The organism is Aminobacter sp. HY435 (genome assembly GCF_027568395.1).
GTDB lineage: Bacteria > Pseudomonadota > Alphaproteobacteria > Rhizobiales > Rhizobiaceae > Aminobacter.
On record NZ_JANKZL010000004.1, the window covers coordinates 170,236 to 193,599 of the forward strand.

Annotated in this window: 16 protein-coding genes; 3 read left to right on the forward strand and 13 right to left on the reverse strand. The window is 63.9% G+C overall.

Annotated features, from left to right (window positions below):
- Window positions 1-254: 254 nt before the first annotated feature.
- Window positions 255-1,505, reverse strand: a complete 1,251-nt coding sequence (locus PCJ21_RS05855; RefSeq protein ID WP_269930438.1) for a Zn-dependent hydrolase — start codon at window positions 1,503-1,505, stop codon at window positions 255-257.
- 176 nt (window positions 1,506-1,681) lie between these two features.
- Window positions 1,682-3,010: an aspartate aminotransferase family protein gene (locus PCJ21_RS05860; RefSeq protein WP_269930439.1), complete on the reverse strand. Its 1,329-nt coding sequence runs from the start codon at window positions 3,008-3,010 to the stop codon at window positions 1,682-1,684.
- A gap of 238 nt (window positions 3,011-3,248) precedes the next feature.
- Between PCJ21_RS05860 and PCJ21_RS05865 the strand changes: the two genes are divergently transcribed.
- Window positions 3,249-3,881, forward strand: a complete 633-nt coding sequence (locus PCJ21_RS05865; RefSeq protein WP_269930696.1) for a TetR family transcriptional regulator C-terminal domain-containing protein — start codon at window positions 3,249-3,251, stop codon at window positions 3,879-3,881.
- A 21-nt stretch (window positions 3,882-3,902) separates the two neighbouring features.
- Here PCJ21_RS05865 and PCJ21_RS05870 read toward each other — a convergent pair whose 3' ends face one another.
- The 3 genes from PCJ21_RS05870 to PCJ21_RS05880 all read right to left on the reverse strand — a co-directional run bounded on the left by PCJ21_RS05870 (window position 3,903) and on the right by PCJ21_RS05880 (window position 5,327).
- Window positions 3,903-4,277 (reverse strand): DoxX family protein, encoded by a 375-nt coding sequence (locus PCJ21_RS05870; protein WP_269930440.1) that lies wholly within the window; start codon window positions 4,275-4,277, stop codon window positions 3,903-3,905.
- A 68-nt stretch (window positions 4,278-4,345) separates the two neighbouring features.
- Window positions 4,346-4,804, reverse strand: coding sequence for a carboxymuconolactone decarboxylase family protein (locus PCJ21_RS05875; RefSeq protein WP_269930441.1), 459 nt, complete (start codon window positions 4,802-4,804; stop codon window positions 4,346-4,348).
- A 4-nt stretch (window positions 4,805-4,808) separates the two neighbouring features.
- Window positions 4,809-5,327: an RrF2 family transcriptional regulator gene (locus PCJ21_RS05880; RefSeq protein WP_269930442.1), complete on the reverse strand. Its 519-nt coding sequence runs from the start codon at window positions 5,325-5,327 to the stop codon at window positions 4,809-4,811.
- A gap of 221 nt (window positions 5,328-5,548) precedes the next feature.
- On the opposite strand from PCJ21_RS05880, the gene PCJ21_RS05885 reads away from it, so the two are divergent.
- Window positions 5,549-6,301 (forward strand): NYN domain-containing protein, encoded by a 753-nt coding sequence (locus PCJ21_RS05885; RefSeq protein ID WP_269930443.1) that lies wholly within the window; start codon window positions 5,549-5,551, stop codon window positions 6,299-6,301.
- A 43-nt stretch (window positions 6,302-6,344) separates the two neighbouring features.
- Here the strand turns inward: PCJ21_RS05885 and preA are convergent, their stop codons facing one another.
- Both preA and PCJ21_RS05895 read right to left on the reverse strand, forming a co-directional pair.
- Entirely contained in the window at window positions 6,345-7,658 is a 1,314-nt protein-coding gene (gene preA / locus PCJ21_RS05890; protein WP_269930444.1) for an NAD-dependent dihydropyrimidine dehydrogenase subunit PreA, read from the reverse strand.
- Between the two features lie 11 nt (window positions 7,659-7,669).
- On the reverse strand, window positions 7,670-9,022 hold the full coding sequence (locus tag PCJ21_RS05895; protein WP_269930445.1) for an NAD(P)-dependent oxidoreductase: 1,353 nt from the start codon (window positions 9,020-9,022) through the stop codon (window positions 7,670-7,672).
- A gap of 268 nt (window positions 9,023-9,290) precedes the next feature.
- Here PCJ21_RS05895 and PCJ21_RS05900 point away from each other — a divergent pair, with 268 nt between their 5' ends.
- Window positions 9,291-10,067, forward strand: coding sequence for a VOC family protein (locus tag PCJ21_RS05900; protein WP_269930446.1), 777 nt, complete (start codon window positions 9,291-9,293; stop codon window positions 10,065-10,067).
- 487 nt (window positions 10,068-10,554) lie between these two features.
- Here PCJ21_RS05900 and PCJ21_RS05905 read toward each other — a convergent pair whose 3' ends face one another.
- The 6 genes from PCJ21_RS05905 to PCJ21_RS05930 all read right to left on the reverse strand — a co-directional run bounded on the left by PCJ21_RS05905 (window position 10,555) and on the right by PCJ21_RS05930 (window position 23,286).
- Window positions 10,555-12,681 (reverse strand): dipeptide ABC transporter ATP-binding protein, encoded by a 2,127-nt coding sequence (locus tag PCJ21_RS05905; RefSeq protein WP_269930447.1) that lies wholly within the window; start codon window positions 12,679-12,681, stop codon window positions 10,555-10,557.
- 143 nt (window positions 12,682-12,824) lie between these two features.
- The gene (locus PCJ21_RS05910) at window positions 12,825-13,982 is read right to left on the reverse strand and encodes an ABC transporter permease (protein ID WP_269930448.1); all 1,158 of its coding nucleotides are present in this window, start codon (window positions 13,980-13,982) and stop codon (window positions 12,825-12,827) included.
- A gap of 12 nt (window positions 13,983-13,994) precedes the next feature.
- Window positions 13,995-15,029 carry an ABC transporter permease gene (locus PCJ21_RS05915; RefSeq protein ID WP_269930449.1) on the reverse strand — a complete coding sequence of 345 codons (1,035 nt, stop codon included), beginning with the start codon at window positions 15,027-15,029 and terminating at the stop codon, window positions 13,995-13,997.
- Between the two features lie 101 nt (window positions 15,030-15,130).
- Window positions 15,131-16,786 (reverse strand): ABC transporter substrate-binding protein, encoded by a 1,656-nt coding sequence (locus PCJ21_RS05920; RefSeq protein ID WP_269930450.1) that lies wholly within the window; start codon window positions 16,784-16,786, stop codon window positions 15,131-15,133.
- Window positions 16,787-17,251: 465 nt separating this feature from the next.
- Entirely contained in the window at window positions 17,252-21,415 is a 4,164-nt protein-coding gene (locus PCJ21_RS05925; RefSeq protein ID WP_333474386.1) for a translocation/assembly module TamB domain-containing protein, read from the reverse strand.
- Between the two features lie 11 nt (window positions 21,416-21,426).
- The gene (locus tag PCJ21_RS05930; RefSeq protein ID WP_442865965.1) at window positions 21,427-23,286 is read right to left on the reverse strand and encodes an autotransporter assembly complex protein TamA; all 1,860 of its coding nucleotides are present in this window, start codon (window positions 23,284-23,286) and stop codon (window positions 21,427-21,429) included.
- Window positions 23,287-23,364: the final 78 nt, after the last annotated feature.

A 23,364-nucleotide genomic window follows, 5' to 3' on the forward strand; every position in this document is an offset into this window, starting at 1 on the left:
ACGGGGCGCCTGCCGCGATAGATAGGGTTGCTGTGGCACATGGCGACGCCGCGCCCGGCGGGCGCGCACGCCCGGCCGGCCGAAACGACCATGTCGCTCCTCGTGCCTTCCGTCATTCCTCGTTCCCCATGTCATGCCGCGCTTCTGCGAGCGCTTTGGCATCGTTCCTGGCCTACAGTGTCGGATACTCCAGATGTTCACTCATGCGTGTAACCCGCTCCCGAGCCCTCCCAGGGCTGCGGGAGCGGAGCAGTTCACTCCACGATCTCCGCCGTCTCGACCACGGCGTGGAACAGCACGTCGCAGCCAGCGCCCGCCCATTCCGGATAGATTTCCTCGTCCTCGTTGTGGCTCAGGCCGTCAACGCATGGGCAGAACACCATCGCGGTGGGCGCCACGCGGTTGATCCAGCAGGCGTCGTGGCCGGCGCCGGAGACGATGTCGCGGTGGCTGTAGCCGAGCCGCTCGGCGGCATCGCGCACCGCCTTGACGCAATCCTTGTCGAAGGCGACCGGATCGAAATGGCCGACCTGCTCGATCTCGAAGGAAATATCCAGCGCCTCGCAGATGGTCGCCACACCCTCGCGGATGCGCTGGTCCATCGCGTCGAGCACTTCCTTTTCCGGCGAACGGATGTCGATGGTGAAGACCGTCCGCCCGGCAATGATGTTGCGCGAGTTGGGATAGACCTCCATGTGGCCGACGGCGCCGACCGCGTCGGGCTGGTAATCCATGGCGATCTCGTGCACCAGCTCGGTCACCCTGGCCATGCCGAGCCCGGCGTTGCGGCGCTTGTACATCGGCGTCGAGCCGGTGTGCGCTTCCATGCCGGTCAGCGTCACCTGCAGCCACTTCAGCCCCTGGCCGTGCGTCACGACGCCGATTTCGATGTCTTCGTCCTCGAGGATCGGCCCCTGCTCGATGTGCAGTTCGAAGAACGCCTTCATCTTGCGTGTGCCGACTTTTTCGGTGCCCTTCCAGCCGATGCGCTCGAGCTCGTCGCCGAAGCGCTTGCCGTGCGCGTCCTTGCGATCGTAGGCCCAGTCCTGGTCCAGCTCGCCGGCAAACACGCCCGACGCCAGCATCGCCGGCGCAAAGCGCGTGCCTTCCTCGTTGGTCCAGTTGGTGACGACGATCGGATGCCTGGTCTTGATGCCGAGGTCGTTGAGGGTGCGCATGACCTCGAGCCCGCCGAGCACGCCGAGCACGCCGTCGAACTTGCCGCCGGTCGGCTGGGTGTCGAGATGGCTGCCCATATAGACCGGCAGCGCGTCCGGGTCGGTGCCTTCGCGACGGGCAAACATCGTGCCCATCTCGTCGATGCCCATTTCGAGCCCGGCAGCATCGCACCATTTCTTGAACAGGTGTCGGCCCTCGCCGTCTTCGTCCGTCAGGGTCTGGCGATTGTTGCCGCCGGCAATGCCGGGGCCAATCTTCGCCATTTCCATCAGCGAATCCCACAAACGCTCTGAATTGATTCGCAGATTTTCACCTGGAGCGGCCATGGCCAACGTCCTCTCATTTTCTTGTTCTGCCCGGAAACACCAGCGGTTCCCGGCGCCGGATTTCCTTCGGCGGGCTTTCGCCCAGGGTCCCGCCCTGTTGCGGACGGGACACCCTTGTTCGCCGGAGCGCGATCCCGCAGAGCATGCCTGCCCCCCCGGGATCAAGCTCCAGATGATCAGTCGATCATCCGCAGCACTTCGCGGACATGATCGATCAGTTCGTTGATCTGCCCCTTGGTGATGATCAAGGGCGGCGACAGCGCGATGATGTCGCCTGTCGTGCGGATCAGCGCGCCACGCTCGAATGCCTTCACAAAAGCCGAGAAGGCGCGCTTGCTGGGGCTGCCGGCGATCGGCGAAAGCTCGATCGCGCCGATCAGGCCGATGTTGCGGATGTCGATGACATGCGGCTCGCCCTTCAGCGAATGCAGCGCATCCTCCCAGTACGACGCAAGCTCGGCGCCGCGGGTCAGCAGCCCTTCTTCCTTGTAGGTGTCGAGGGTGGCCAGAGCCGCCGCCGAAGCAATCGGATTGCCCGAATAGGTGTAGCCGTGGAAGAACTCGATCAGGTGCTCCGGCCCGGTCATGAAGGCGTCGTGGATTTCCTTCTTCACGAACACCGCGCCCATCGGGATGACGCCGTTGGAGACGCCCTTTGCCGTGGTGATGATGTCGGGGACGACGCCGAAATAGTCGGACGCAAACGGCGTGCCGAGACGGCCGAAACCGGTGATGACTTCGTCGAAGATGAGAAGGATGCCGTGCTTGGTGCAAATCTCGCGCAAGCGCTGCAGATAGCCCTTCGGAGGGATCAGCACGCCGGTCGAACCGGCGACCGGCTCGACGATGACGGCAGCGATCGTCGAGGCGTCATGCAGCGTGACGATGCGCTCCAGCTCGTCGGCCAGCTCCGCGCCGTATTCGGGCTCGCCCTTGGTGAAGGCGTTCTTGGCCGGCAAATGCGTGTGCGGCATGTGGTCGACGCCGCCCAGCAGGGTGCCGAACATCTTGCGGTTGGTGACGATGCCGCCGACCGAGATGCCGCCGAAATTGACGCCATGGTAGCCACGCTCACGGCCGATCAGGCGGGTGCGTGCGCCCTCGCCCTTCACGCGCTGGTAGGCGATCGCCATCTTGAGCGCGGTCTCGACCGATTCCGAGCCGGAATTGGTGAAGAACACATGGTCCATGCCCTCGGGCGCGATGTCGACGAGGCGGTTGGCCAGCTCGAAGACGATCGGATGGCCCATCTGGAACGCCGGCGCATAGTCGAGCTCGGCTGCCTGCTTCTGGATCGCCTCGGTGATCTTGGGCCGGCAGTGGCCGGCATTGACGCACCACAGGCCCGCGGTGCCGTCGAGAATCTTGCGGCCGTCGCTGGCCGTGTAGTGCATATCCTTGGCCGCAACCATCATCCGCGGCGCCTGCTTGAACTGCCGGTTCGAAGTAAACGGCATCCAGAATGCGCTGAGATCGTTGGGCGTAACTTTTAGCCTGTCCGACATGACCAAGCTCCCTTTCTTCCCCTGTTTCGACACGGCCAACGCTTGGTCTTCGATGCGTTTTTGTGTTACGCAATTTTTTGACCGATTGGACAAACGTTAGCACCGCCGCATCGGCGGTCAAGGGATTACTACCGGAAATGCGGCTTCTGAGGCGCGCTCCACAGGTCGGCAAGAACTGGTCCAGCGGATTGGTCCAGATGGCGCTTCAGCCTACCCTCGAATGCGGGACGTCATGACCATGGAAGGCTCCACGCCGCGCGGCCGAACACGCATCCAGAAAGAAAAGCGCGAGGTCATCCTCGAAGCGGCGCTCGAGGTGTTTTCGACCAACGGTTTCAGGGGCTCGACCATCGACCAGATCGCCGAAGCGGCGGGTATGTCGAAGCCCAATTTGCTCTACTATTTCCGCCGCAAGGAAGACATCCACGAGACGCTGATGCACCGGCTGCTCGCCACCTGGCTGGCGCCGCTGAAGGAGTTGGACGACATCGGCGATCCGATGACCGAACTCAGGGGCTACATCCGGCGCAAGCTCGAGATGGCGCGCGACTATCCGCGCGAGAGCCGGCTGTTCGCCAACGAGATATTGCAGGGCGCGCCGCGCATCATGGCGATGCTCGAAGGCGAACTGAAAACTTTGGTCGACGAAAAGGTCGAGGTCATCAGGGGCTGGATGCGATCAGGCAAGGTCGCCAGGGCCGACCCCTGGCACCTGATCTTCGCCATCTGGGCAACAACCCAGCACTATGCCGATTTCGACGTCCAGGTCCGCGCCGTGCTCGGCCCGGACCGCGGTGGCGACGGTCGCTTCGAGGACGCCGCGCGCTTCCTCGAACAGCTTTTCCTTGAAGGGCTTAGGCCGAAAAGCTGAATCGATTTCGGAGAACCGCCTCTACTGGCTTCTCGAAATCAGGAGCAGCAGGTTGCTGGCCAGCAGGAAGGCGCCGACGAAGCTGTTGAAGCGCGAAGTGCGTTCCATGCCCTGGTAGTTCCAGAAATTGTGGAACATCGGCAACGTCGCGACCATGAACAGGACCAGCGCCGACGCCGCATAGACGAGATGGAAGTCGGCGATCACCATCAGCCCGGCGAGGATCTGCAGCGAGATGCCGGCCCACAGGACGGGTTCGGCCAGCCGCACTCCGCGCGCCGTCATCATGCCGGCGAGCATCTTGGCATTGCCAATGTTGCGCAGGCCGACAAACACGAACATCCCGCCAAACAGCAATCGTGCGACGAGATCGAGCATTGAAACGTTTTCGAACATCAAACTCCGCCCGCGACCGCCAGGCGGCCGCTTGATCTGAATTCTTTTCCAATGAGACAGGGGTTGCCTCAGGCCGCCTTGGCCTGGTCCACCGGATGGATGGCGTGGAACGTCACGCAAATCCGGTTCCAGGTGTTGATCATGCCGACAGCCACCGTCAGCTTGACCAGTTCCTCCGCCGAGAAATGCTGGAGGCCTTCGGCATAGAGTTCGGCCGGAACGCCGCCATCGGCAATGTTGGTCACCGCCTCGGTCCATTTGAACGCCATGCGTTCGCGTTCGGAAAACAGCGGCGATTCCTTCCAGGCGGCGACCAGCCACAGGCGCTGTTCGGTCTCTCCGTCCTGCCTGGCTTCGCGGCTGTGCATGTCGACGCAATAGGAGCAGCCGTTGATCTGCGACGCGCGCAGCTTGATCAGATGCAGCAGGCCGTGCTCGAGCCCGCATTCGTTGATTGCGGTGTTCAGCGCCACGACCTGCTTCATCAGATCGGGAGCGGTGGCGAAAAAATTCAGTCTCTGCTTCATGATCTCAGCCTTTCATCCTGGTTCGGGAATTCTGCGGCCGCTGGTTCTGCGCCACGAAGGCGCAACTGGCGGCGACGATGCGCTGATCGGTGTTCTCAGTGAAATCGGTGACAATGTCGGAGAGACGTGTGCCGGCAAGCGCCATCCGGTAGGCGCGCTCGGCCTTGAGCATGGCGACGTTGATGCCGCAGGGCTTCACATAGGCCGACGGGTCGAGCGCGTGGCTGCCCTTCTGCCTGATCTCGCCGCAGCGGAACGCCGGCTCCCTGCCCTCGATCGCCAGCACGATATCGAGCAGCGTAATCTGCTCGGCCGGCCGCGCCAGCCGATAGCCGCCGCTGGGGCCGGGCACCGATTCCAGCACCTTCGCCGCCGTCAGCGCCTTCAGATGCTTGAGCAGATAGCTCGGCGACAGGCCGAAGGCTTCGGCCATCGCATTGCCCGGCAGCGTGCCGTCGCCGTCGACGCCCGCCAGCATCGCCGCGCAATGGATCGCTGCCTCCACGCCATCACCAAGCTTCATCGCCATCTCCTTATCGTGGATACTTTATGTCATGGATAAATCTTATCTGCAATACTCACCTGCGAAAATCTGGATAAGACCTGCGCCGTTCAGCACATCCGCAGATGCTCGATGGTGAACCGCCGGCGACCCGCGGCAGTTTTTTGTTAAAATGCCGGCCTTATCCGCAACCACACATTGAAAAAACAATCCTATTGTCGCCTCACCGCTGAGGTGGACCCATGACGAACGCAAGCATCGCACTGCTGATCGACGCCGAAAATCTGCCGGCCAGACAGGCACCGGCGATTCTGGCGCATGCGCAATCACTCGGCAGGGTCTTGGTCAGAAAGGTCTTCGGCGACTTCTCCGCCGGACGGCTGGCAAGCTGGACCGAACAATGCCGCTCGAACGTGCTTGAGCCTGTCTTCCAACTGTCGAGCGGCAAGGGCAAAAACTCGACCGACATGGCAATGACCATCCAGGCGATGGACCTGCTTCACGAAGGCAAGGTCGACGTGTTCTGCGTCGCCTCCAGCGACCGGGATTTCCTGCCGCTGGTCCACCGGCTGCTGGGGGCCGGCAAGAAGGTCTATGGCATCGGCGAGGCCAAGACCGGCAGCACGCTGAAGGGCGCTTACACCGGCTTCTTCGAACTCAGGATCGAAAGGCATGACAAGGAGCCCTCCAGCCCGGCGGTCGCACCTGGAAGTGGCGGGCCAGGCCCATCAGAGAAGACGCACGAGCGCCTTCTCTGCGTGATGGACAAGATCGAACTCACGCCGGCCAGCGGTGGTTGGTTCGCCCTCTCGCCGCTCTCAAACGCCCTGCGCAGGGCGGACCCCGCTCTCGCCGCAACATTCTGCGGCAGCGGCAAGTTCCTCAGAAACATCAAGGCAAGTGGCCTGTTCGAGGAAAAAGGCACAGGCGCCACGATGCAAATCCGTGTTCGGCCGAATGTCGTCAAGCGGCAGCAGCGTGCCGCTCATCAGTAAGCCGGCGGGAAAATCCGCCGGCCCTGCCCACGGCTTGCCACCCCTACTCCGCAGCCACCTTGGCCATCGGGTTGTTGGGGTGCGTCGTCCAGTTGGCATAGTTGGGCGACACCGGCTTGCCGGTGCGCTTGTCCATGGCCCCGACAGCCAGCGGCTCCATGGTGATGCAGCCCTGGACCGGGCAGACATTGACGCACAGGTTGCAGCCGACGCATTCCTCCTCGATCACCTCGAAGTGGCGCTGACCGTCCAGCATGCTTGTTATCGCCTGGTGCGAGGTGTCCTCGCAGGCGATGTGGCAGCGGCCGCACTTGATGCAGGCGTCCTGGTCGATATGCGCCTTGGCGACATAGTTGAGGTTGAGATACTGCCAGTCGGTGACGTTGGGGGTGGCACGGCCGACGATGTCGTCGAGCGAGCGGTGGCCCTTCTCGTCCATCCAGTTTTCGAGACCGGCGATCATCTCCTGCACGATCTTGAAGCCGTAGGTCATCGCCGCCGTGCAGACCTGCACGTTGCCGGCACCCAAGGCCATGAACTCGGCCGCATCGCGCCAGGTGGTGATACCGCCGATGCCGGAGATCGGCAGGCCGGCGGTTTCCGGATCGCGGGCGATCTCGGCCACCATGTTCATGGCGATCGGCTTGACCGCCGGGCCGCAATAGCCGCCATGGCTGCCCTTGCCGTCGATGGTCGGCTCCGGCGCGAAGCTGTCGAGGTCGACGCCTGTTATCGAGTTGATGGTGTTGATCAGCGACACGGCATCCGTCCCGCCGGCACGTGCGGCGCGCGCGGGCTTGCGCACGTCGGTGATGTTGGGCGTCAGCTTGGTGATGACGGGCATGCGGGTGTTTGCCTTGCACCAGCGCACCACCATTTCGATGTATTCGGGCACCTGGCCGACGGCGGCACCCATGCCGCGTTCCGACATGCCGTGCGGGCAGCCGAAATTGAGCTCGATGCCGTCGGCACCGGTCTCCTCGACAACCGGCAGGATCGCCTTCCAGGCCTCCTCGACGCACGGCACCATCAGCGATACGACGATCGCCCGGTCGGGCCAGTCCATCTTGACCTGCTTGATCTCGCGCAAATTGGTCTGCAGGTCGCGGTCGGTGATCAGTTCGATGTTGTTGAGACCGAGCAGGCGCCGATCGGCGCCCCAGATCGCGCCGTAGCGCGGGCCGTTGACGTTGACGACCGGCGGGCCCTCCTCGCCGAGCGTCTTCCAGACAACGCCGCCCCAGCCGGCCTTGAAGGCGCGGATGACGTTGTAGGCCTTGTCGGTCGGCGGCGCGGACGCCAGCCAGAACGGGTTGGGCGACTTGATGCCGACGAAATTGTTGCGGATGTCTGCCATCTTGTCCTCCCTTAGCCGATCAGGGCGCGGTTGATGGATTCAGCCGCGTCGCGCCCTTGCGCCACAGCCGAGACGGTCAGGTCGTCGCCACCGGCAATGCAGTCGCCGCCGGCCCAAACCCTGGCGAGCGACGTGCGCCCCTCGCCATCGACCTTGATGCGGCCGCCTTCCATGGCAACCGAGGGGCCGCTGCCGTTGAGTGCCGCCGGCTCGAAACTCTGGCCGATCGCCTTGAACACCTGGTCGGCGGCGAGCCTGACGACCTCGCCTGTACCCGAGAGCTTGTCGCCCTTCATGGCGGTGTATTCGAGCTCGATGGCAACGACCTTGCCGCCTTCGGAGATCACCTGCTTTGGCTGCAGCCAGTGACGGATGACGACGCCGTTGGCGGCGGCAAGATCCTGCTCGAACACCGAGGCGTTCATGTTCTCCTGGCCGCGCCGGTAACAGATCGTCACCTCCTCGGCACCGAGCAATTTGGACTGGACGGCGGCGTCGATGGCCGTCATGCCGCCACCGATGACGACGACGCGGCGCCCGACCGGCAGGCCGGCGAGATCTGTCGACTGGCGCAGCACCGAGATGAAGTCGACGGCGTTGGAGACGCCGTTGGCGTCCTCGCCATCGGCGCGCAGCGCATTGACGCCGGCGAGGCCGAGGCCGAGGAACACCGCATCATAAAAAGCGGTGAGGTCGGCGAGATGATAGTCGCGGCCAAGCGCCTTGCCGTTCTCGGTATTGATGCCGCCGATCGCGGTCACATAGTCGACCTCGGCCTGGGCGAAGTCGTCGGTGCTCTTGTAGGCGGCGATGCCGTATTCGTTGAGACCGCCGGACTTGGGCCGCGCCTCGAGGATTGTCACGTCATGGCCGTGGCGCGCGAGACGGTGCGCAGCAGCGAGCCCCGCGGGACCTGCGCCGACGACGGCGACCTTCTTGCCGGTCGAGGCGGCGCGCTTGTAGAACTGCTTGCCCTCCTCCATCGCAACGTCGGTGGCGTAGCGCTGCAGGCGGCCGATCTGCACCGGCTTGCCCTCGGCGACCTCGCGGACACAGACCTCCTCGCACAGCGTCTCGGTCGGGCAGACGCGGGCGCACATGCCGCCGAGAATGTTCTGGTCAAAGATGGTCTTGGCCGATCCGAGCGGATTGCCGGTCGCGATCTGGCGGATGAACATCGGGATGTCGATGGAGGTCGGACATGCCTGCATGCACGGGGCGTCGTAGCAGAAGTAGCAACGATCAGCCTCGACCAGCGCTTCGTGATGGTCGAGCGGCGGGTGCAGATCCGAAAAATTCTCGGCGTATTGAGCGGACTCAAGGCGGCCGCCGACGATGCCTTCCTTGAAAAGACCTTCTGCCATTCCAGTTCCCCAGTTTTTATTGGTTTTGAGGAAGCGTAGCACTTTCTATTTTTTTATCAATTGGTCAATTTTCGAGCTAACCAGTTGAAAAGTCTCAAAAATAACATGACTTTTGTAGTCATGATTTGCATCGGATATTTTCGGCGCCGCAGTAATTTTCGCGACGCTGTCGGAATTCCGTCCGGGTCGGCGTCCTATGATGGTTCCGCTGCGTCACCGGCGATCCGCATGCCGGCGAAAGACGGCAGCCACGCAAGGGAGCCAGATCATGCCCCATACCCCGCAATCCTTCTTCTGGTACGAACTGATGACGTCCGACCTCGACGCTGCCGAGGCCTTCTACAAAGCCGTGGTGGGCTGGCGTGCCGAGCCCTTCGACAAGGCGCCAGGCATGCCCCGCTACATCATCGTCAATGCCGGCGACCGTGGAGTCGGCGGGTTGATGACCCTGCCCGAGGATGCCAGGAAAATGGGCATGCCGCCCGCCTGGCTCGGCTACATCCACACTACGGATGTCGATGCCGCGGTGGCGAAGCTTGCAAGGGCCGGCGGCACCGTTCACCGCGCGCCTGACGACATACCGGGCGTCGGCCGCTTCGCCGTCGTCGCCGACCCGCAAGGAGCAGCCTTCATGGTCCTGCAGCCAAATGGTCCCGACCAGCCGGCGGTGCCGCTGGATACACTGGGGCATGTCGGCTGGCATGAACTCTTCACCACCGACTGGCAAAAGGCGCTCGATTTCTATTCGAGCCAGTTCGGCTGGGGCAAGGACGAACAGTTCGACATGGGCGAGATGGGCATCTACCAGATGTTCAACGCCGGCGCCGGCATGATCGGCGGCATGATGAACAAGCCCGAGCAGATCCCGGTGCCGGTCTGGCAGTTCTATTTCAACGTCGCCGCGATCGACGCCGCCACAAAGCGCGTGACCGACAATGGCGGCAAGGTCGTGATGGGTCCGATGGAGGTGCCCGGCGGCCAGTGGATCGTGCAATGCCAGGACCCGCAGGGCGCCCATTTCGCCTTGCTGGCAGCGGTCAGGTAGACACGGCGACGGCGCCGTCTTTCGGTGCAGGGCGCCGTCCGTTGCGACCGTCGTCCCGGGCGAGCAATGTTGTTCTGAACCGCAGCGGCGGCATCTTCGTCACGGCATGGATCCCCGGGACGCCACGACGGCGCTACGCGCCTGCGGCGCCCGAGGATGACGGAGGTGGAAGCGCCCGGTGCCAATCGCCAACGTCGGCTCGAAATGCTGGCCGGACACATGCCTGTCCCGCATCAAATGCAGGCATGCCGAGTTCGCTTCTGAAGGCAAGACAACGTAGGCCATTGGCCAAGGGCGTATTTACCTCCGTCATCCTCGGGTCGGAGCGCGAGGGAAGCGAGCGGCGGAGATCCCGGGGATCCATGCCGTGACGGCGGATCTCGCGCAGCGGCGCAGGAAGCGGAAGACCCTTGGTAGCCAGAAGCGACGCATCAGTGTCGTGCCCAACAAAAATATCCGCACGACCGTGGAGAAGCACTCCCCGCCCTCACCTCTCGGTCGCGATGTCGTGCGCGCCGCCCTTGCCCAGGCTGATGACCGGCTCCATCGCGTCGAAGGCGCTGGGCGGCAGGTGGCATTTGATCTGGTGACCGTCACCGAATTCGCGCACCGGCGGCACCTGGGTTTCGCAGAGATTGCCCGGCACCTGGCTCTTGTAGCGACAGCGCGTCTGGAACGGACAGCCTGATGGCGGGTTCATCGCCGAAGGAATGTCGCCTTCCAGAACGATGTGCTTTTTCACGACGCTCGTGTCGGCGATCGGGATCGCCGACAGAAGCGCCTCCGTATAGGGGTGGTAGGGCGGCGAGAATATCTGGTCGGTGGTGCCCTGCTCGACGATGTGACCGAGATACATGACAACCACGCGGTCGGCGATGTAGCGCACGACGGAGAGGTCATGGCTGATGAACAGCATCGTCGTCTTCGACTTGCGCTGGATGTCCATCAGAAGCTCGGTGACAGCCGCCTGTACCGAGACGTCAAGCGCCGAGACGGGCTCGTCGGCGACCACGACGCGGGCATTGCCGGCAAAGGCGCGGGCCACGCCGATGCGCTGTTTCTGTCCGCCCGACAGCTGGCGCGGCATGCGTGTGGCGAAGGCGCGCGGCAGCTTCACCAGATCGAGCAACTCGTTCATCCGCTCGCGCCGCTCGTTGGCATTCTTGCCGACGCCGAATTTCTCCAGGGTGCGGACGATCTGCGAGCCGACCGAATGGCTGGGGTTGAGCGTGTCGAACGGGTTCTGGAACACCATCTGGATCGACGACACCGTGGCGACGTCGCGGTCCTCGATGCCGGTCGACTGGATTTCCTTGTTGCCGAGCAGCACCTTGCCCGAGCTTGCCGTTTCGAGCCCGAGCAGCACCTTGGCCAGCGTCGACTTCCCGCAGCCGCTTTCGCCGACGATGGCAACCGTCTCGGATTCGCGCGCCTCGAAGCTGATCGTCTCGTTGGCCTTGACCACACGGCCTTCGCTTGAGCCGAACACCTCGCTGCCACCGACCCGGTAATATTTCTTCAGGTCGTCGATCTTGAGAACCGTGGCGCCCGGCTTGATTTTCTCATGCTTCTTGTCGGCGCCGGGCGGCAGGGCTGCCCAGTCTATCTCGTTGAAGCGGACGCAGCGGCTGAAATGGCCGTCATGGCCGGCGACCGGCAGCATCGCGATTTCGGCGGCGTTGCAGACGCCCTCGACGAAATGGTGGCAGCGCGGGCCGAAATTGCAGCCCTTGGGGCGCTGGTGCGGCAGCGGCAGCTGGCCCGGGATGGCGACCAGCGGCCGCGAGTTCTTGTCGGCGCCGGGCAGCGGGATCGAGCGGAACAGCCCTTGCGTATAGGGGTGACGCATCCGGTCGAACACGTCCTTGATAGAGCCGGTCTCGACCGCCTCACCCGAATACATGACCGTGATGCGGTCGCAGGTCTCGAGGATCAGGCCGAGATTGTGCGACACGAAGATCATCGACGTGCCGAACTGCTTGCCCAATCCCTTGACCAGCTGGACGATGCCGGCCTCGACGGTGACGTCGAGCGCGGTCGTGGGCTCGTCCAGCAGCAGGAGCGCCGGCTTCGACAGCAGCGCCATGGCGATGACGATGCGTTGCTGCTGCCCGCCGGAAAGCTGGTGCGGATAGGAGCGCATCATGCGCTCGGGATCGGGCAGCTTGACCGCGCGGACCATTTCCAGCGCCCTGCCATAGGCCTCTTCCTTCGACACCTTGTCGTGGATCAGCGGCACTTCCATCAGCTGCTGGCCGACCTTCATCGCCGGGTTCAGGCTCGCCATCGGCTCCTGGTAGATCATGGCGATCTTGTTGCCGCGGATGGCGCGCAACTCGTCTTCCGACAGTTCGCCCATGTCCCTGCCCTGGAACTTGATGCGCCCGCCGACGATCTTTCCGATGTTGGAGAGGTCGCGCATGATGCCGAGCGACACGGTCGACTTGCCACAGCCGCTCTCGCCGACGATGCCCATCGCCTCGCCCGGCATGACGGTGCACGAGAAATCCATCACCGCGGGAATCTCGCCGGCGCGGGTGAAGAACGAGATCGAGAGGTTCTCGATCTCGAGGATCGGTTCCTGGCCAGCGGCGTTTCTGACGGTCTCGTTCATCGACGTCTCTCCTGGCGGTGGAGGTGCCTTGTCACAGAATAGTCGCCCCCCACTCCGCCTCGCTGCGCGAGGCACCTCTCCCCCGCTCGACGGGGGAGAGGTGGCCCGAAGGGCCGGAGTGGGGGTCGACCGAACATCAAGCCTCAGTCCTTCATCGATTGTTCGCGCAGCGCATCGGCCAGAAGGTTGAGGCCGAGCACGAACGACATCAGGGCGAAAGTCGGCGGCAGTGCCGGATGGATGAAGGAGCGCAGCAGGCGACTGGCGTCCTTGATCGCCGTGCCCCAGTCCGGACTTTCGGGCGCGAGGCCCAGTCCGAAATAGCCGAGCGTGCCGAGCAGGATGGTGGTGTAGCCGATGCGCAGGCAGGCATCGACGATCAGCGGCCCGCGCGCGTTGGGCAGGATCTCCCACAGCATGATGTACCACGGCCGCTCGCCGCGCGTCTGGGCGGCGGAGACGTAGTCGCGCGTCTTGATGTCCATGGTGAGACCCCGGACGATGCGGAACACACCCGGGCTGGAGGCGAAGACGACGGCGACGAAGATGTTGAGCTGGTTGGGGTCGATGGAGATGATGCCGAGCGGATCGGCGTTGAAGACGAGGCCGGCATAGACCCAGCCGCCGAGCAGCAGCGTCAGCCCGACATAGGGATAGAGCTTTTCCGGTCGCGTCTTGAAGCGGGTGTAAAACAGCACCGTGAAGAAGATGATCGGAAACAGGAAGAACACGCCTGCCATCGCATAGGGGATCGGCGTGTCCATGATGCCGGGCGTCACCAGCAGGTAAAACAGCAGGATGACGGGAAAGGCCAGCACCAGGTTGGCGAGGAACGACAGGAAGGCGTCGATCTTGCCACCATAGTAGCCGGCCGGCAGGCCAAGGGTGATGCCGACCATCAGCGCGAAGGCGGTGGCCGCCGGCGCGATGATCAGCACGATCTGGCTGCCGAACACCATGCGCGAGAACACGTCGCGAGACAGCTTGTCGCCGCCGAACAGGTAGGTTTTGCCGCTGTCCGGCACGATGGCGCCCGGCAGCGCGTCCTTCATGATCGGGATCTGGGCCAGCGGATCGAACGGCGCGACGCGCGACGCAAAGATCGCCGTGAACAGCCAGAAGAAGCAGATGAACACGCCTGATATGCCGACGCCGCTGTCGTAGAGCTGGCCGTAGAGGCCGAGGTGCTTGCGGAAATTGAAGCTGGCGAAGAGCACGATGGCCATGGCAAGCCATACCGGCCAGAACTGGTAGAGCACACCCAGGACGATCTGGAAGGCGCCGATGTATTCGATCTGCATGCGGCGCGCTCCCTATTGAACCCTGATGCGTGGATTGAGGTAGGCGTAACCGATGTCGGAAATCAGCTGGGTGATCAGCACGATGAACACCGAGACCAACGAGCAGCCAAGCAGCAGGTCGATGTCGTTGTTGCCGGCTGCCTCGACCAGCGTGTAGCCGAAGCCCTGGTAACGGAACATCACCTCGACGATGACGACGCCGGTGAGCAGCCACGGGAACTGCAGCATGATGACGGTGAATGGTGCAATGAGCGCGTTGCGCAGCGCGTGCTTGACCACGACATTGCCGAACGACAGGCCCTTGAGGCGCGCGGTGCGGATATATTGCTGCGTCATCACCTCGACCATCGAGGCGCGCGTCATGCGGGCGATGTAGCCGATGCCGTAGACGGCCAGCGTCATGACCGGCAGCGTGAAATTGTAGAAGGTGATGCCCTGGCTGGCGGAAGCCGCCGAGCCGTTCAGCCAGCCGAGCCACGACGCGAAGATGACGGTGAAGATGACGCCCGAGACATATTCGGGCGTGGCGGTGGTGGCGATCGAGGCGACGGACAATGTCCTGTCGAGGCGCGAGCCCTCGCGCATGCCGGCAAGGATGCCGATCAGCAAGGCTATGGGGACCATCGTCACGAGCACCCAGAACATCAGGATGCCGGTGGCGCCGAGGGCCGGAAACAGCTTGGCGGCGACCGAGGTCTTGAACTTGGTCGAGCAGCCGAAATTGCCCTGCAGGACGCCAGCGAAAGCCGGCTCGGAGGGTTCGTCGCAGAAGCGGAAGCGCGGCGTCGCAGCGCCCGTTGCCGGGTCGATGTTGGGCTGCTTCTTGACCACGCCCAGCCATTGGCCATAGCGGATGAAGAAGTTCTCGCGATAGCCGTTCTTGACCAGCCAGCTCTCAAGCTGGTCGGAGGTCGTGCGCATCTCGGTCTGGCTGATCGCCAGCTTCTTTAGATTGGGCTCGAGGTTGACGAGGAAGAACACCACAAGCGTCAGGCACAGCATGGTCAGCGCCATCGTGCCCAGGCGTCGGATGATGAATGTGAGCATGTGCGTCCCCTGCCTTGATGGGTTTGGGGTCCGTGCCGATCAACCCTGCTTCAAGAGGAGGAAGGGGCGCAAGGCGCCCCCTCCAGGCTGCTTACCCGAGGTCATGCCTCGGAGAGCCAGACCTTGCCGTAGTCGTGCTCGAAGGTCGGGTGCATGCCGTGGTTCTTCACGGCCGCCGTCGAGTGGTTGTAGAGCTTGCGCCAGAACGGCTGGATGATGATGCCGGACTCCTGCAGCGTCAGCTCGATGTCCTTCATCATGTCCTTGCGCTTCTCGGCGTCGGCGACGGCAAGCGCTGCGTTCAGCTTCTTGTCCCATTCCGGGTTCGACCAGGCGCTTTCGTTCCATGCCTCGCCGGTGCGGTAGGCCAGTGCCAGAACCTGCACGCCGAGCGGGCGCATGTTCCAGTTGGTCATCGAGAACGGATACTTGGTCCAGTCGTTCCAGAAGGTCGAGCCCGGCAGAACCGTGCGCTTGACCTTGATGCCGGCCTCGCGCAGCTGGGCGGCGATGGCGTCGCCGGTGTTCTTGTGCCAGTCCTCGTCGACCGTGATCAGCTCGTGCTCGAAATCGGCCTGGCCGGCTTCCGCCATCATCGCCTTGGCGGCGGCAATGTCGCGCGTCTGCTTGGGCAGCTCGAAATACTCCGGATGGATCGGCGCGACATGGTGGTTTTCGGCCGCCGTGCCGGCATTGCCGTAGCCGAGCTGCAGCACCACCGCGTTGTCGACGGCCTTGTGCAGCGCCTGGCGCACCTTCTGGTCGTCATAGGGCTTGTTGGCGACGTTGGTGCGGGCAACGATGGTTGCCGCGGTCACGACTTCCGACTTCACCAGGCCGAGGCCGTCGAGGATCGAGACGTAGTCGGCTGAAGTCTCGAAGTTGGTGTGCACTTCGTTGGCCTCGAAGGCGCTGACCATGGCGGCCGGATCGGTGCCGTAGTCGATCAGCTCGACGCCATCGAGATAGACGTCGCCATTCCACCACTTGCCATCCTCGCGGCGCTTGTAGACGACCTTCTGGCCGACATCGTAGGACACCAGTTCGAACGGGCCGGTGCCGATCGGGCAGGATTTGAAGTCGCCGCCCTTCTCGTCGAAGCTCTTGTGCACGATGAGGCCGGGATAGTCGGTCAGGTTCGGGATGATCGCGATGTCCGACGAGGTCAGCTTCAGCTTGACCGTCATGTCGTCGACCTTCTCGACCGAGCCTTCGCGCAGCTTGCCCGTCTTTTCGTCGACCAGCGAGCCGAGGCGGCCGGGCATCGAATTGCCTTCGGCGCTCTTGTCGGCCCAGCGGGTGAAATTGAAGATCACGTCGTCGGCGTTGAACGGGTCGCCGTTGCTCCAGGTCACGCCCGGGCGGACATGCAGGACATATTCGGTGGCGTCGTCATTCACTTCCCAGCTTTCGAGCAGGTAGGGCTCGAAGGTGTATTTGGCGGTGTACTTGACCAGCGGCTCGATCGCCTGGCGCTGGGCGTTGGCGATTTCCGACCAGTCGGCCTTGCGCGGATCCTTGGGATCCTTGATCCACTGCGCGACCTTGAGCACGCCGCCCTTGGTCGGGGTTTCCTGCGCCAGCGCCTCTGTCGGGGCAACCAGACCGATCATGCCATAGGCCATCGCAGCCGAGGCGCCGAAGGTCGATGCCATCGCCAGAAACTCGCGGCGATCCATCTTTCCGTTGACGACTTCCTGTGCCAGCTCACGGATGTGGCCGGGGACAAGATCAGAATTGCTCTTGTAGAATGTCATTTCCGTCTCCCATTGAATTGGCCTGTAACGTTACCTTTTCGCATCCGATTGCCGTTGTCAAAACGGTTGGATGTCGTAGTTCCCAGGTCCAAGTCTGCAATTTTGAGACGCAGGCAGTTCGCGCGATTACGACAGCATTGACGCAAAAATGCTAATGCTCGCCGGATTTGCCAAAATCTCCACGCCGGCCAACAAGGCCGCAAAAGCCGAGGCGAAGCCTTTGTTGGCCAGATTTCCGCGAAGCGTATGGTGCTGCCGAAAGACGCGGAGATGACCCGCGAAAAGGCGGAATGGGCCTTCGCGAAACCACCGTGCTCCGCCGATGAGATAGTGGCGATACGGCTTCGGTAGGAACGGACGGCGCTAGAGCAATTCCAGGAAAAGTGTGACGCGGTTTTCCGTTCGGAATTGCGTCAAAACAAGGAGATAGAGCGTTTTCGCGATTCGAAGAAAAGCGAAAATGCTCTAGTATTCGCGCTCGTAGAAGATGCCGCCCTTGGCCTCGCCATCATCGGTCGCCTGGCCGCGCAGCTTGACGCCGCGACCGACATTCAGGTCGATCGTCGCCTTGCCGGAACCAGGCTGGTCGCCCTTTTCAAGGCTGAGATAGGTGCGGTCGTTGAGATATTTGCCGACTGCAACCGAGGTTCCGCCCTGGTCGTTGGTGCGGATGTCCAGGTCGTCGACGCCAAGCGTCGCGCGCAGGCTCGACAACAGCGACGTCGAGCCACCGATACCGGCCATCGTGGCCGCGGCATCCGCGAGTTGGGCAATCTGCAGCGGCGACAGGTTGGACATCGAGCGGCCGAAGATCAGGCGCGCCAGAACCTCGTCCTCGGGCAGCGCCGGCACCGACGAGAAGGTGAATTGCGGGTTGTTGGCCTGACCGGTGATACCGATGGTGACGGTGGCGTCACCGGCTGTCGTTTCGGCGGCGAAATTGATGGTCGGCACCAGCGAGCCCGAGAAGCCGACGGATCCCTGGGTGAAGTTGAGGCGCTTGCCGAGGACGGACAGACGCCCGCGCCTGAGCGTGAATTCGCCGATCGCTTCGGGCGCCGCCGACGACCCGGTCAGGCGCAGCGTTCCGCCCAGTTCCGCGTCGAGACCGCGTCCCTGGACGAAAATCTGACTGGGTGCGTTGACGGTCACGTCGAGCTTGAGCGCGCCGTTGCCGCCGCTGGCCTGTTCGGCCGGGCGCATGGCATTCTGCTGGGCGATGACGGCTTTCGGCGCGTCGCGGTGCTTGACGTCGACCGCGTTCAGCCCGCCCGGGAATTTTTCCGGAATGCTGATGACCGTGCGGGCCAGATTGATGGTGCCGGAGAGCACCGGCGCGGTGACCAGCGGCCCCTTGATGGTGATGTCGCCGCCGAGATTGGCCGTCACCACGCGGCCATCGGTATAGCGCCCATCGGTGAGCTTGATGGCGATGTCGGCCGGGAAGCCCTGCGCCGCGTTGGTGCCGACAGTGCCGCTCGCAGTCAGCGTTCCGCCGGTCGAGACGTTGCCGGTCAGGCGATTGATGCGGGCGACGCCAGCGTCGATGCCTATGTCGAGATTGATGTCGTTGATGGACAGCCCCATCTGCGCCGCCAGCAGACGAGCACCGGAGGAGCGGACATTGCCCGAAATCACCGGCGACGACGCTGGGCCACGGACCTGAACGTTGACGTCAGCGGACCCGGTGAGTTGCAGCCCCTGCGCGGCAAGCGTCCGCGTCAGGAAGGCGAACGGCACCGGCCCGGAGACATTGACATCGAGCGTTACGGGTTGGCTGGTGACGACGGAACCGCCGCCGCGCAGGGCGAGCCCCGAGCCTTCCGAGATGTCGGCCTGGAATGTCAGCTTGCCGCCGGCGAAGGTGCCGCTTGAGCCGATGTTCATGGCGCCAAAACCCGCGCCCGTGGTCTGGGCGATTGCCGCGCCCGCAACCTTGACGTCATAGCGCACGGTCGGGTTGGCGGCCGCACCCGTGACATTTACGGTGCCGGAAACCGAACCGGCAGCGCCGAGGCCCGGCGAGAATGAATTGGCGAGCGAGGCAGGCACGTCGGCCAGAACGGCGTTGAGGTTGAGATTGGCACCGGCAGTGCCGGAAACGGTGGCGGTGCCTCCGCCCAGCTTGAGCGCCAGCTTGTCGAGCGTGGTGACGCCGCCGGCAATCGCCACCGTCGTCGGGCGGGCCAGCGCCGCGCGGATGCCACGTACAGTGGCTTCGCCGGACGCCAGTTCGATGGTCGTCGTGCCGCCGCCGATCTTGAGCCGGCCGGCGGCCCTTGCCGGAATGTCGGCAACGGTCGCGCCGCCGGAAAACCCGGTCCATTCGCCGTCACGCTTCAAGCTGACGTCGATGCCGCTGATGACGGTCTTGCCCGATGTCACCGACTTTGCCTTGACCGTGCCGGAGATCGCCGGGGCCTTCAGGTAGTTGAGGATGTCGGCATTGACGGTGACCGCGTTCGCGGCGATGTCGCCGCGCTTGAGTGCGGCCGTGTTCGCCTCGACTGTCACCTGGGGCACGTCGCCATTGCGGGTGAAGTTGATCTTGCCGCGCACGTCGCCCTCGGCCGTCTCCAGCGCCAGCGCGGCGATCGGGCCGATGTCGGGAAGGTCGAAGGTGATGGCGCCAATGGGCACGAAGCCCTTGTCGAAAACGAGGTCGCCGGAGAGCTTGTTTTGGCCAAGAGACAGCGACAAACCCTTGATTTCGCTCGTTCCGTCTGCGGTCCGCAAGACGGCGTTGCCTTCAAGCGCCTGGCCGGCGACATTGCCGGTCAGCGCCACGGTGGCAGCCGGATTGGCAGGATCGACCGTGCCGCTGGCCTTCAGGTCGAGCCCGGTGATCTGTCGCGAGGCGACCTCCAGGCTGTCGGCGGTGACATTCAGCGTCACATCGGGCGCGGTCCGCGCGCCTCTGGCGGTCAGCGCAAAATCGATGGCGCCGCTGGCTTCCCTGGACAGCAGCGAAACGTCGGCGAAGGACCCCTTGAGATCGGCGTCTATCTCGCTGCCCTGGACGCGTGCGGTGCCCTGCGCCTTGAGCGCTCCAGAGGTCAGCTCGATGGCGTTCGCAGCGAACGCGCCCTCGGCATCGCGGCTTGCGGTGGCCGAGAACTGGGTGCGTTCGGCGAGTGCGATGCGCAGGCCGGCCGGCAGGGCGCTCGACAGCACGTCAGCCTTGAGCCCAAGCTGAAGCGCGAGGTCGGCGAGGTTGAGCTTGGCGTTCATCTCGCCATTCAGCGCATCGCTGCGGATCGTGCCCTGCTCTACGACGAGTTCGGTCTTGCTGATCGAACCGCCCATGTCGACGGATACCCGCCCGGCGACCAGCGGGGCCAGCGTCGCGACATCGGTCTTGAGTTCGGCGACGCCGAGCTTGATGGTGAACGGGCCGCTGCGCTCGGCAATGTCGAAATTGTCGGAATGCGCGGAAGCGACGATGTCGCGCACTTCGGTGTTGCCGGCGATGACCGACAGCAGCGACGCGCTGAAGTCGACCGCCGGTGCCTTGCCGTCGCCAAAGGCGCGCAGCGAGGCGCTGTTGACGGCGACTGTCACCGGCTGGGCGTCGCTGCCGAGGCTGAGCACGATCGGGCCCTTGGCCGCGGTGACGTCGAACGACAGGTCGGCGGCGCCTTCCGGATTGAGCGACCCGGCGGCCTTGGCGGTCAGCGCTTCGCTGGAAATCGTGGCGCGCTCGATGTCGATGGCGCCGGCGCTGCCGCGGCTGCCGGCGACGTCGAAGGTGGTGTTGCCGGCCAGGAGCGGCTTCAGCATCGCCGGCAGGAAATCCTCGAAATTGCCGTCGCCCTTGGCGGTGACGACGTTGCCCTGGTCGGTCAGTTGGTGCGTTCCGGCTATGCGGGTGACGACCTTGCCGTCGACGGCGAAGGTGCCTGTGCCGCTCCAGTCGGCCGCCGGGCCATCGCCCGAAACGACAAGCTCGACCGCCGGCTGGCCGGGCAGCTTGAGCAGGTTGGCGATGATGCCGCCGGCCGGCTCGGATGCGCGAACGTTGAGCCTGATGCGGTCGTCGGCTGGGGCGAAGGCGATGTCGGCGTCGATGACGCCCTCCCTGCCGTCGCTGCGCGAGACATTGAGCTTGCTTTCGATGGCCAGCGGCGACCGGTCGGCGCGCAGCGTGCCCTTGGCCGCCAGCTCGGCGATGCCGGCACCCGCGAGGACCTCGCCGAGCGCGATGTCAGGCAGGTCGATCTGGCGGATATCGACCGACACCGGCAGCGAGAAGCCGCCGCTGCTTTCCGTCTTGGCGCCGCCCTGCGGCAGACGGGCGACCTCGATGCGCTCGACGGCGACCTCTTCCGCGCGGAACGTACGCGACAAGAGCGCCAGCGGCGACCAGTCGACGGAAATGCCGCGCAGCGCCAGCCAGGCACCCTGGCTGTCCTCGATGACGACACTCTCAAGCGTCAGATTGCCCGACCAGATCCCGTTAAGACCACTCAGCCTGATCTTCTGCTCGTCGGTGGAGGCAACAGCGGAGATCAGCCCGGCAAGATTTTCCCGCCCCTTCGAGGTCAAGGTGAACACGCCGAGCGCGCCGGCCAGCAGGGCCAGCACGATAAGGAGCGTAACAGACAGGATGCGCAGGATTTTCTTCAGCATGGCCATCGGAATCAGAAGGACTGGCCGACACCGGCATAGATACCGTAGCGCGGGTCGCCGGGTTCCGGGTTGAGCGGCACGGCGACATCGACGCGCAACGGTCCGAAAGGCGTGAGGTAGCGGACGCCGACGCCGGCGCCGACCTTCACGGACGAAAAATTGGGAAACTGCGTCGTCGAGACCGTGCCGGCGTCGACAAACGGCACGATGCCGATCTTTTCGGTCACCTGGTAGCGCATCTCGATTGAGGTTTCAGCATAGGACAGGCCGCCGGTCGGCTTGCCGTCGGTGTGCGGTCCGATGCCCTGGTAGGCGTAGCCACGTACCGAGCCGCCACCACCGGCATAGAAGCGACGGTCGGCCGGCACCTCATCGAGCGAAGCGCCCAGGATCGAGCCGATGGCCACGCGCCCGGCAAGCACGAACTTGTTGTTGGAATCGAGCCCGTAATAGGTCGAGCCCTCGCCCTTCAGCTTGACGAAGGCATTGCCGTTCAGCGTGTCGTAGGTCGGCTCGGCATAGGCAAGCGCGCGGAAGCCGCTGGTCGGGTTCAGCTTGTTGTCGCGGCTGTCATAGACATATTGCAGCGGCAAGCTGACCAGCAGGTACTTCTTGCCGTCGGGATTGAGCACGTCCTCGATGTCGGAATAGTCGACGGTGATCTCACCCGAGACCGTCTGCTGCTTGGTCAGCTCGTAGGTTAGACCCGTGCTCGCCTTGACCGAGAAGCGGTCGTAGGCGTCGGGATGGTCGGACACCACCTTGGCGTTGGCGAAGAACTTAGACACCGGACCGATGACGCCCGGCTTCTCGAACATGACGCCGGCATTGTAGTTGAGATCGCCGATCTCGGTGGTATCGCCGATGCGGCTGATCGAACCGCTAATACGCAGCTTTTCGGCGCGGCCGAACAGGTTGCGGTGCCCCCAGTAGCCCTCGATGCCGGCACCCTCGGTGTTGGAGAAGGTCGCGCCGGCGCCGAAATAGCGCATCTTGCGCTCGCTGACGCGCACGTCCATCGGAATCTGGCCGGCAGCGTCGAGCTCCTCGGCCTGGTTGATCGCAACGCTCGAGAACACTTCAAGGCCGAGCAGGCGGTTGCGCGTGTCGTCGATCTCTTGCGGCGAATAACGCGTGCCCTGCTTGAGCCCGGTCATGTAGACGGTGAACTCGCGGTCAACGAGCTCGGTCCCATCGACGGTCGTCGGGCCGTAGTCGGCGATGGGACCGGCGGCGACATCGAACGTGACGTCGAGCGTCGCGGTCGGATGGTCGGCGACGATGGTCCGGCTGACGACATGGGCAAGCGGCCTGCCCTCTTCCCGGAGCGCGCGCACGATACCGGCCTCGGCCCGCAACACGGCGTCGGAACTGGCATCGCCGCCGGCGATCAGGCCGAAATCGGCCCCCCTGATGTCGGCGGCGTCACCCTTCAGCACGATGTCGCCGAGCCTGAATTCCTGGCCGGGATGGATGGTGATGGTGACGGCAACCGGCTGCGGCCCGTCGAACACCGCGTCGGGCTCCAGTGAATCGAGCGAGCGGCCGTCGATCGAGATGTCGACGACGCCGTCGTAGCGGGCCTTGGAGAACAAGGCGGCGACAAGCCTCTCGCGGTCGTTGCGCGCCTTGGCGAGCAGGCCGAGCGAGCCGGAAACCGGCCGATCTTCCTCGCTCTTCAGCAGCGATGCGTTTTCGAGCGCCTTCTTGAGGTCCTTGTCCTCGCCGATGACCTCGAACGATGTCACGGCATATTTCAGCGGATCGACGATATCGTCGTCTTCGTCGTTCCCGGCTCCCCAGAGCCTGATTCCGAATATCTTGAGGGCCATTGCCTCATGCGTTTCGACGGCCAGTATGGTGGTCGCCAACAGCGCTGCCAACGCCGCGCGCGGAAGCGCGCGGGCGCCTGTCAGTCTCTGGAATCCACGCAAACGCCGCACAAACAT

Excerpts from the sequence above, each read along its gene's own strand:
- PCJ21_RS05855 (WP_269930438.1), bottom strand. The coding sequence starts at position 1,505 with ATGGCCGCTCCAGGTGAAAATCTGCGAATCAATTCAGAGCGTTTGTGG.
- PCJ21_RS05860 (WP_269930439.1), bottom strand. The coding sequence starts at position 3,010 with ATGTCGGACAGGCTAAAAGTTACGCCCAACGATCTCAGCGCATTCTGG.
- PCJ21_RS05865 (WP_269930696.1), top strand. The coding sequence starts at position 3,249 with ATGGAAGGCTCCACGCCGCGCGGCCGAACACGCATCCAGAAAGAAAAG.
- PCJ21_RS05870 (WP_269930440.1), bottom strand. The coding sequence starts at position 4,277 with ATGTTCGAAAACGTTTCAATGCTCGATCTCGTCGCACGATTGCTGTTT.
- PCJ21_RS05875 (WP_269930441.1), bottom strand. The coding sequence starts at position 4,804 with ATGAAGCAGAGACTGAATTTTTTCGCCACCGCTCCCGATCTGATGAAG.
- PCJ21_RS05880 (WP_269930442.1), bottom strand. The coding sequence starts at position 5,327 with ATGAAGCTTGGTGATGGCGTGGAGGCAGCGATCCATTGCGCGGCGATG.
- PCJ21_RS05885 (WP_269930443.1), top strand. The coding sequence starts at position 5,549 with ATGACGAACGCAAGCATCGCACTGCTGATCGACGCCGAAAATCTGCCG.
- preA (WP_269930444.1), bottom strand. The coding sequence starts at position 7,658 with ATGGCAGACATCCGCAACAATTTCGTCGGCATCAAGTCGCCCAACCCG.
- PCJ21_RS05895 (WP_269930445.1), bottom strand. The coding sequence starts at position 9,022 with ATGGCAGAAGGTCTTTTCAAGGAAGGCATCGTCGGCGGCCGCCTTGAG.
- PCJ21_RS05900 (WP_269930446.1), top strand. The coding sequence starts at position 9,291 with ATGCCCCATACCCCGCAATCCTTCTTCTGGTACGAACTGATGACGTCC.
- PCJ21_RS05905 (WP_269930447.1), bottom strand. The coding sequence starts at position 12,681 with ATGAACGAGACCGTCAGAAACGCCGCTGGCCAGGAACCGATCCTCGAG.
- PCJ21_RS05910 (WP_269930448.1), bottom strand. The coding sequence starts at position 13,982 with ATGCAGATCGAATACATCGGCGCCTTCCAGATCGTCCTGGGTGTGCTC.
- PCJ21_RS05915 (WP_269930449.1), bottom strand. The coding sequence starts at position 15,029 with ATGCTCACATTCATCATCCGACGCCTGGGCACGATGGCGCTGACCATG.
- PCJ21_RS05920 (WP_269930450.1), bottom strand. The coding sequence starts at position 16,786 with ATGACATTCTACAAGAGCAATTCTGATCTTGTCCCCGGCCACATCCGT.
- PCJ21_RS05925 (WP_333474386.1), bottom strand. The coding sequence starts at position 21,415 with ATGCTGAAGAAAATCCTGCGCATCCTGTCTGTTACGCTCCTTATCGTG.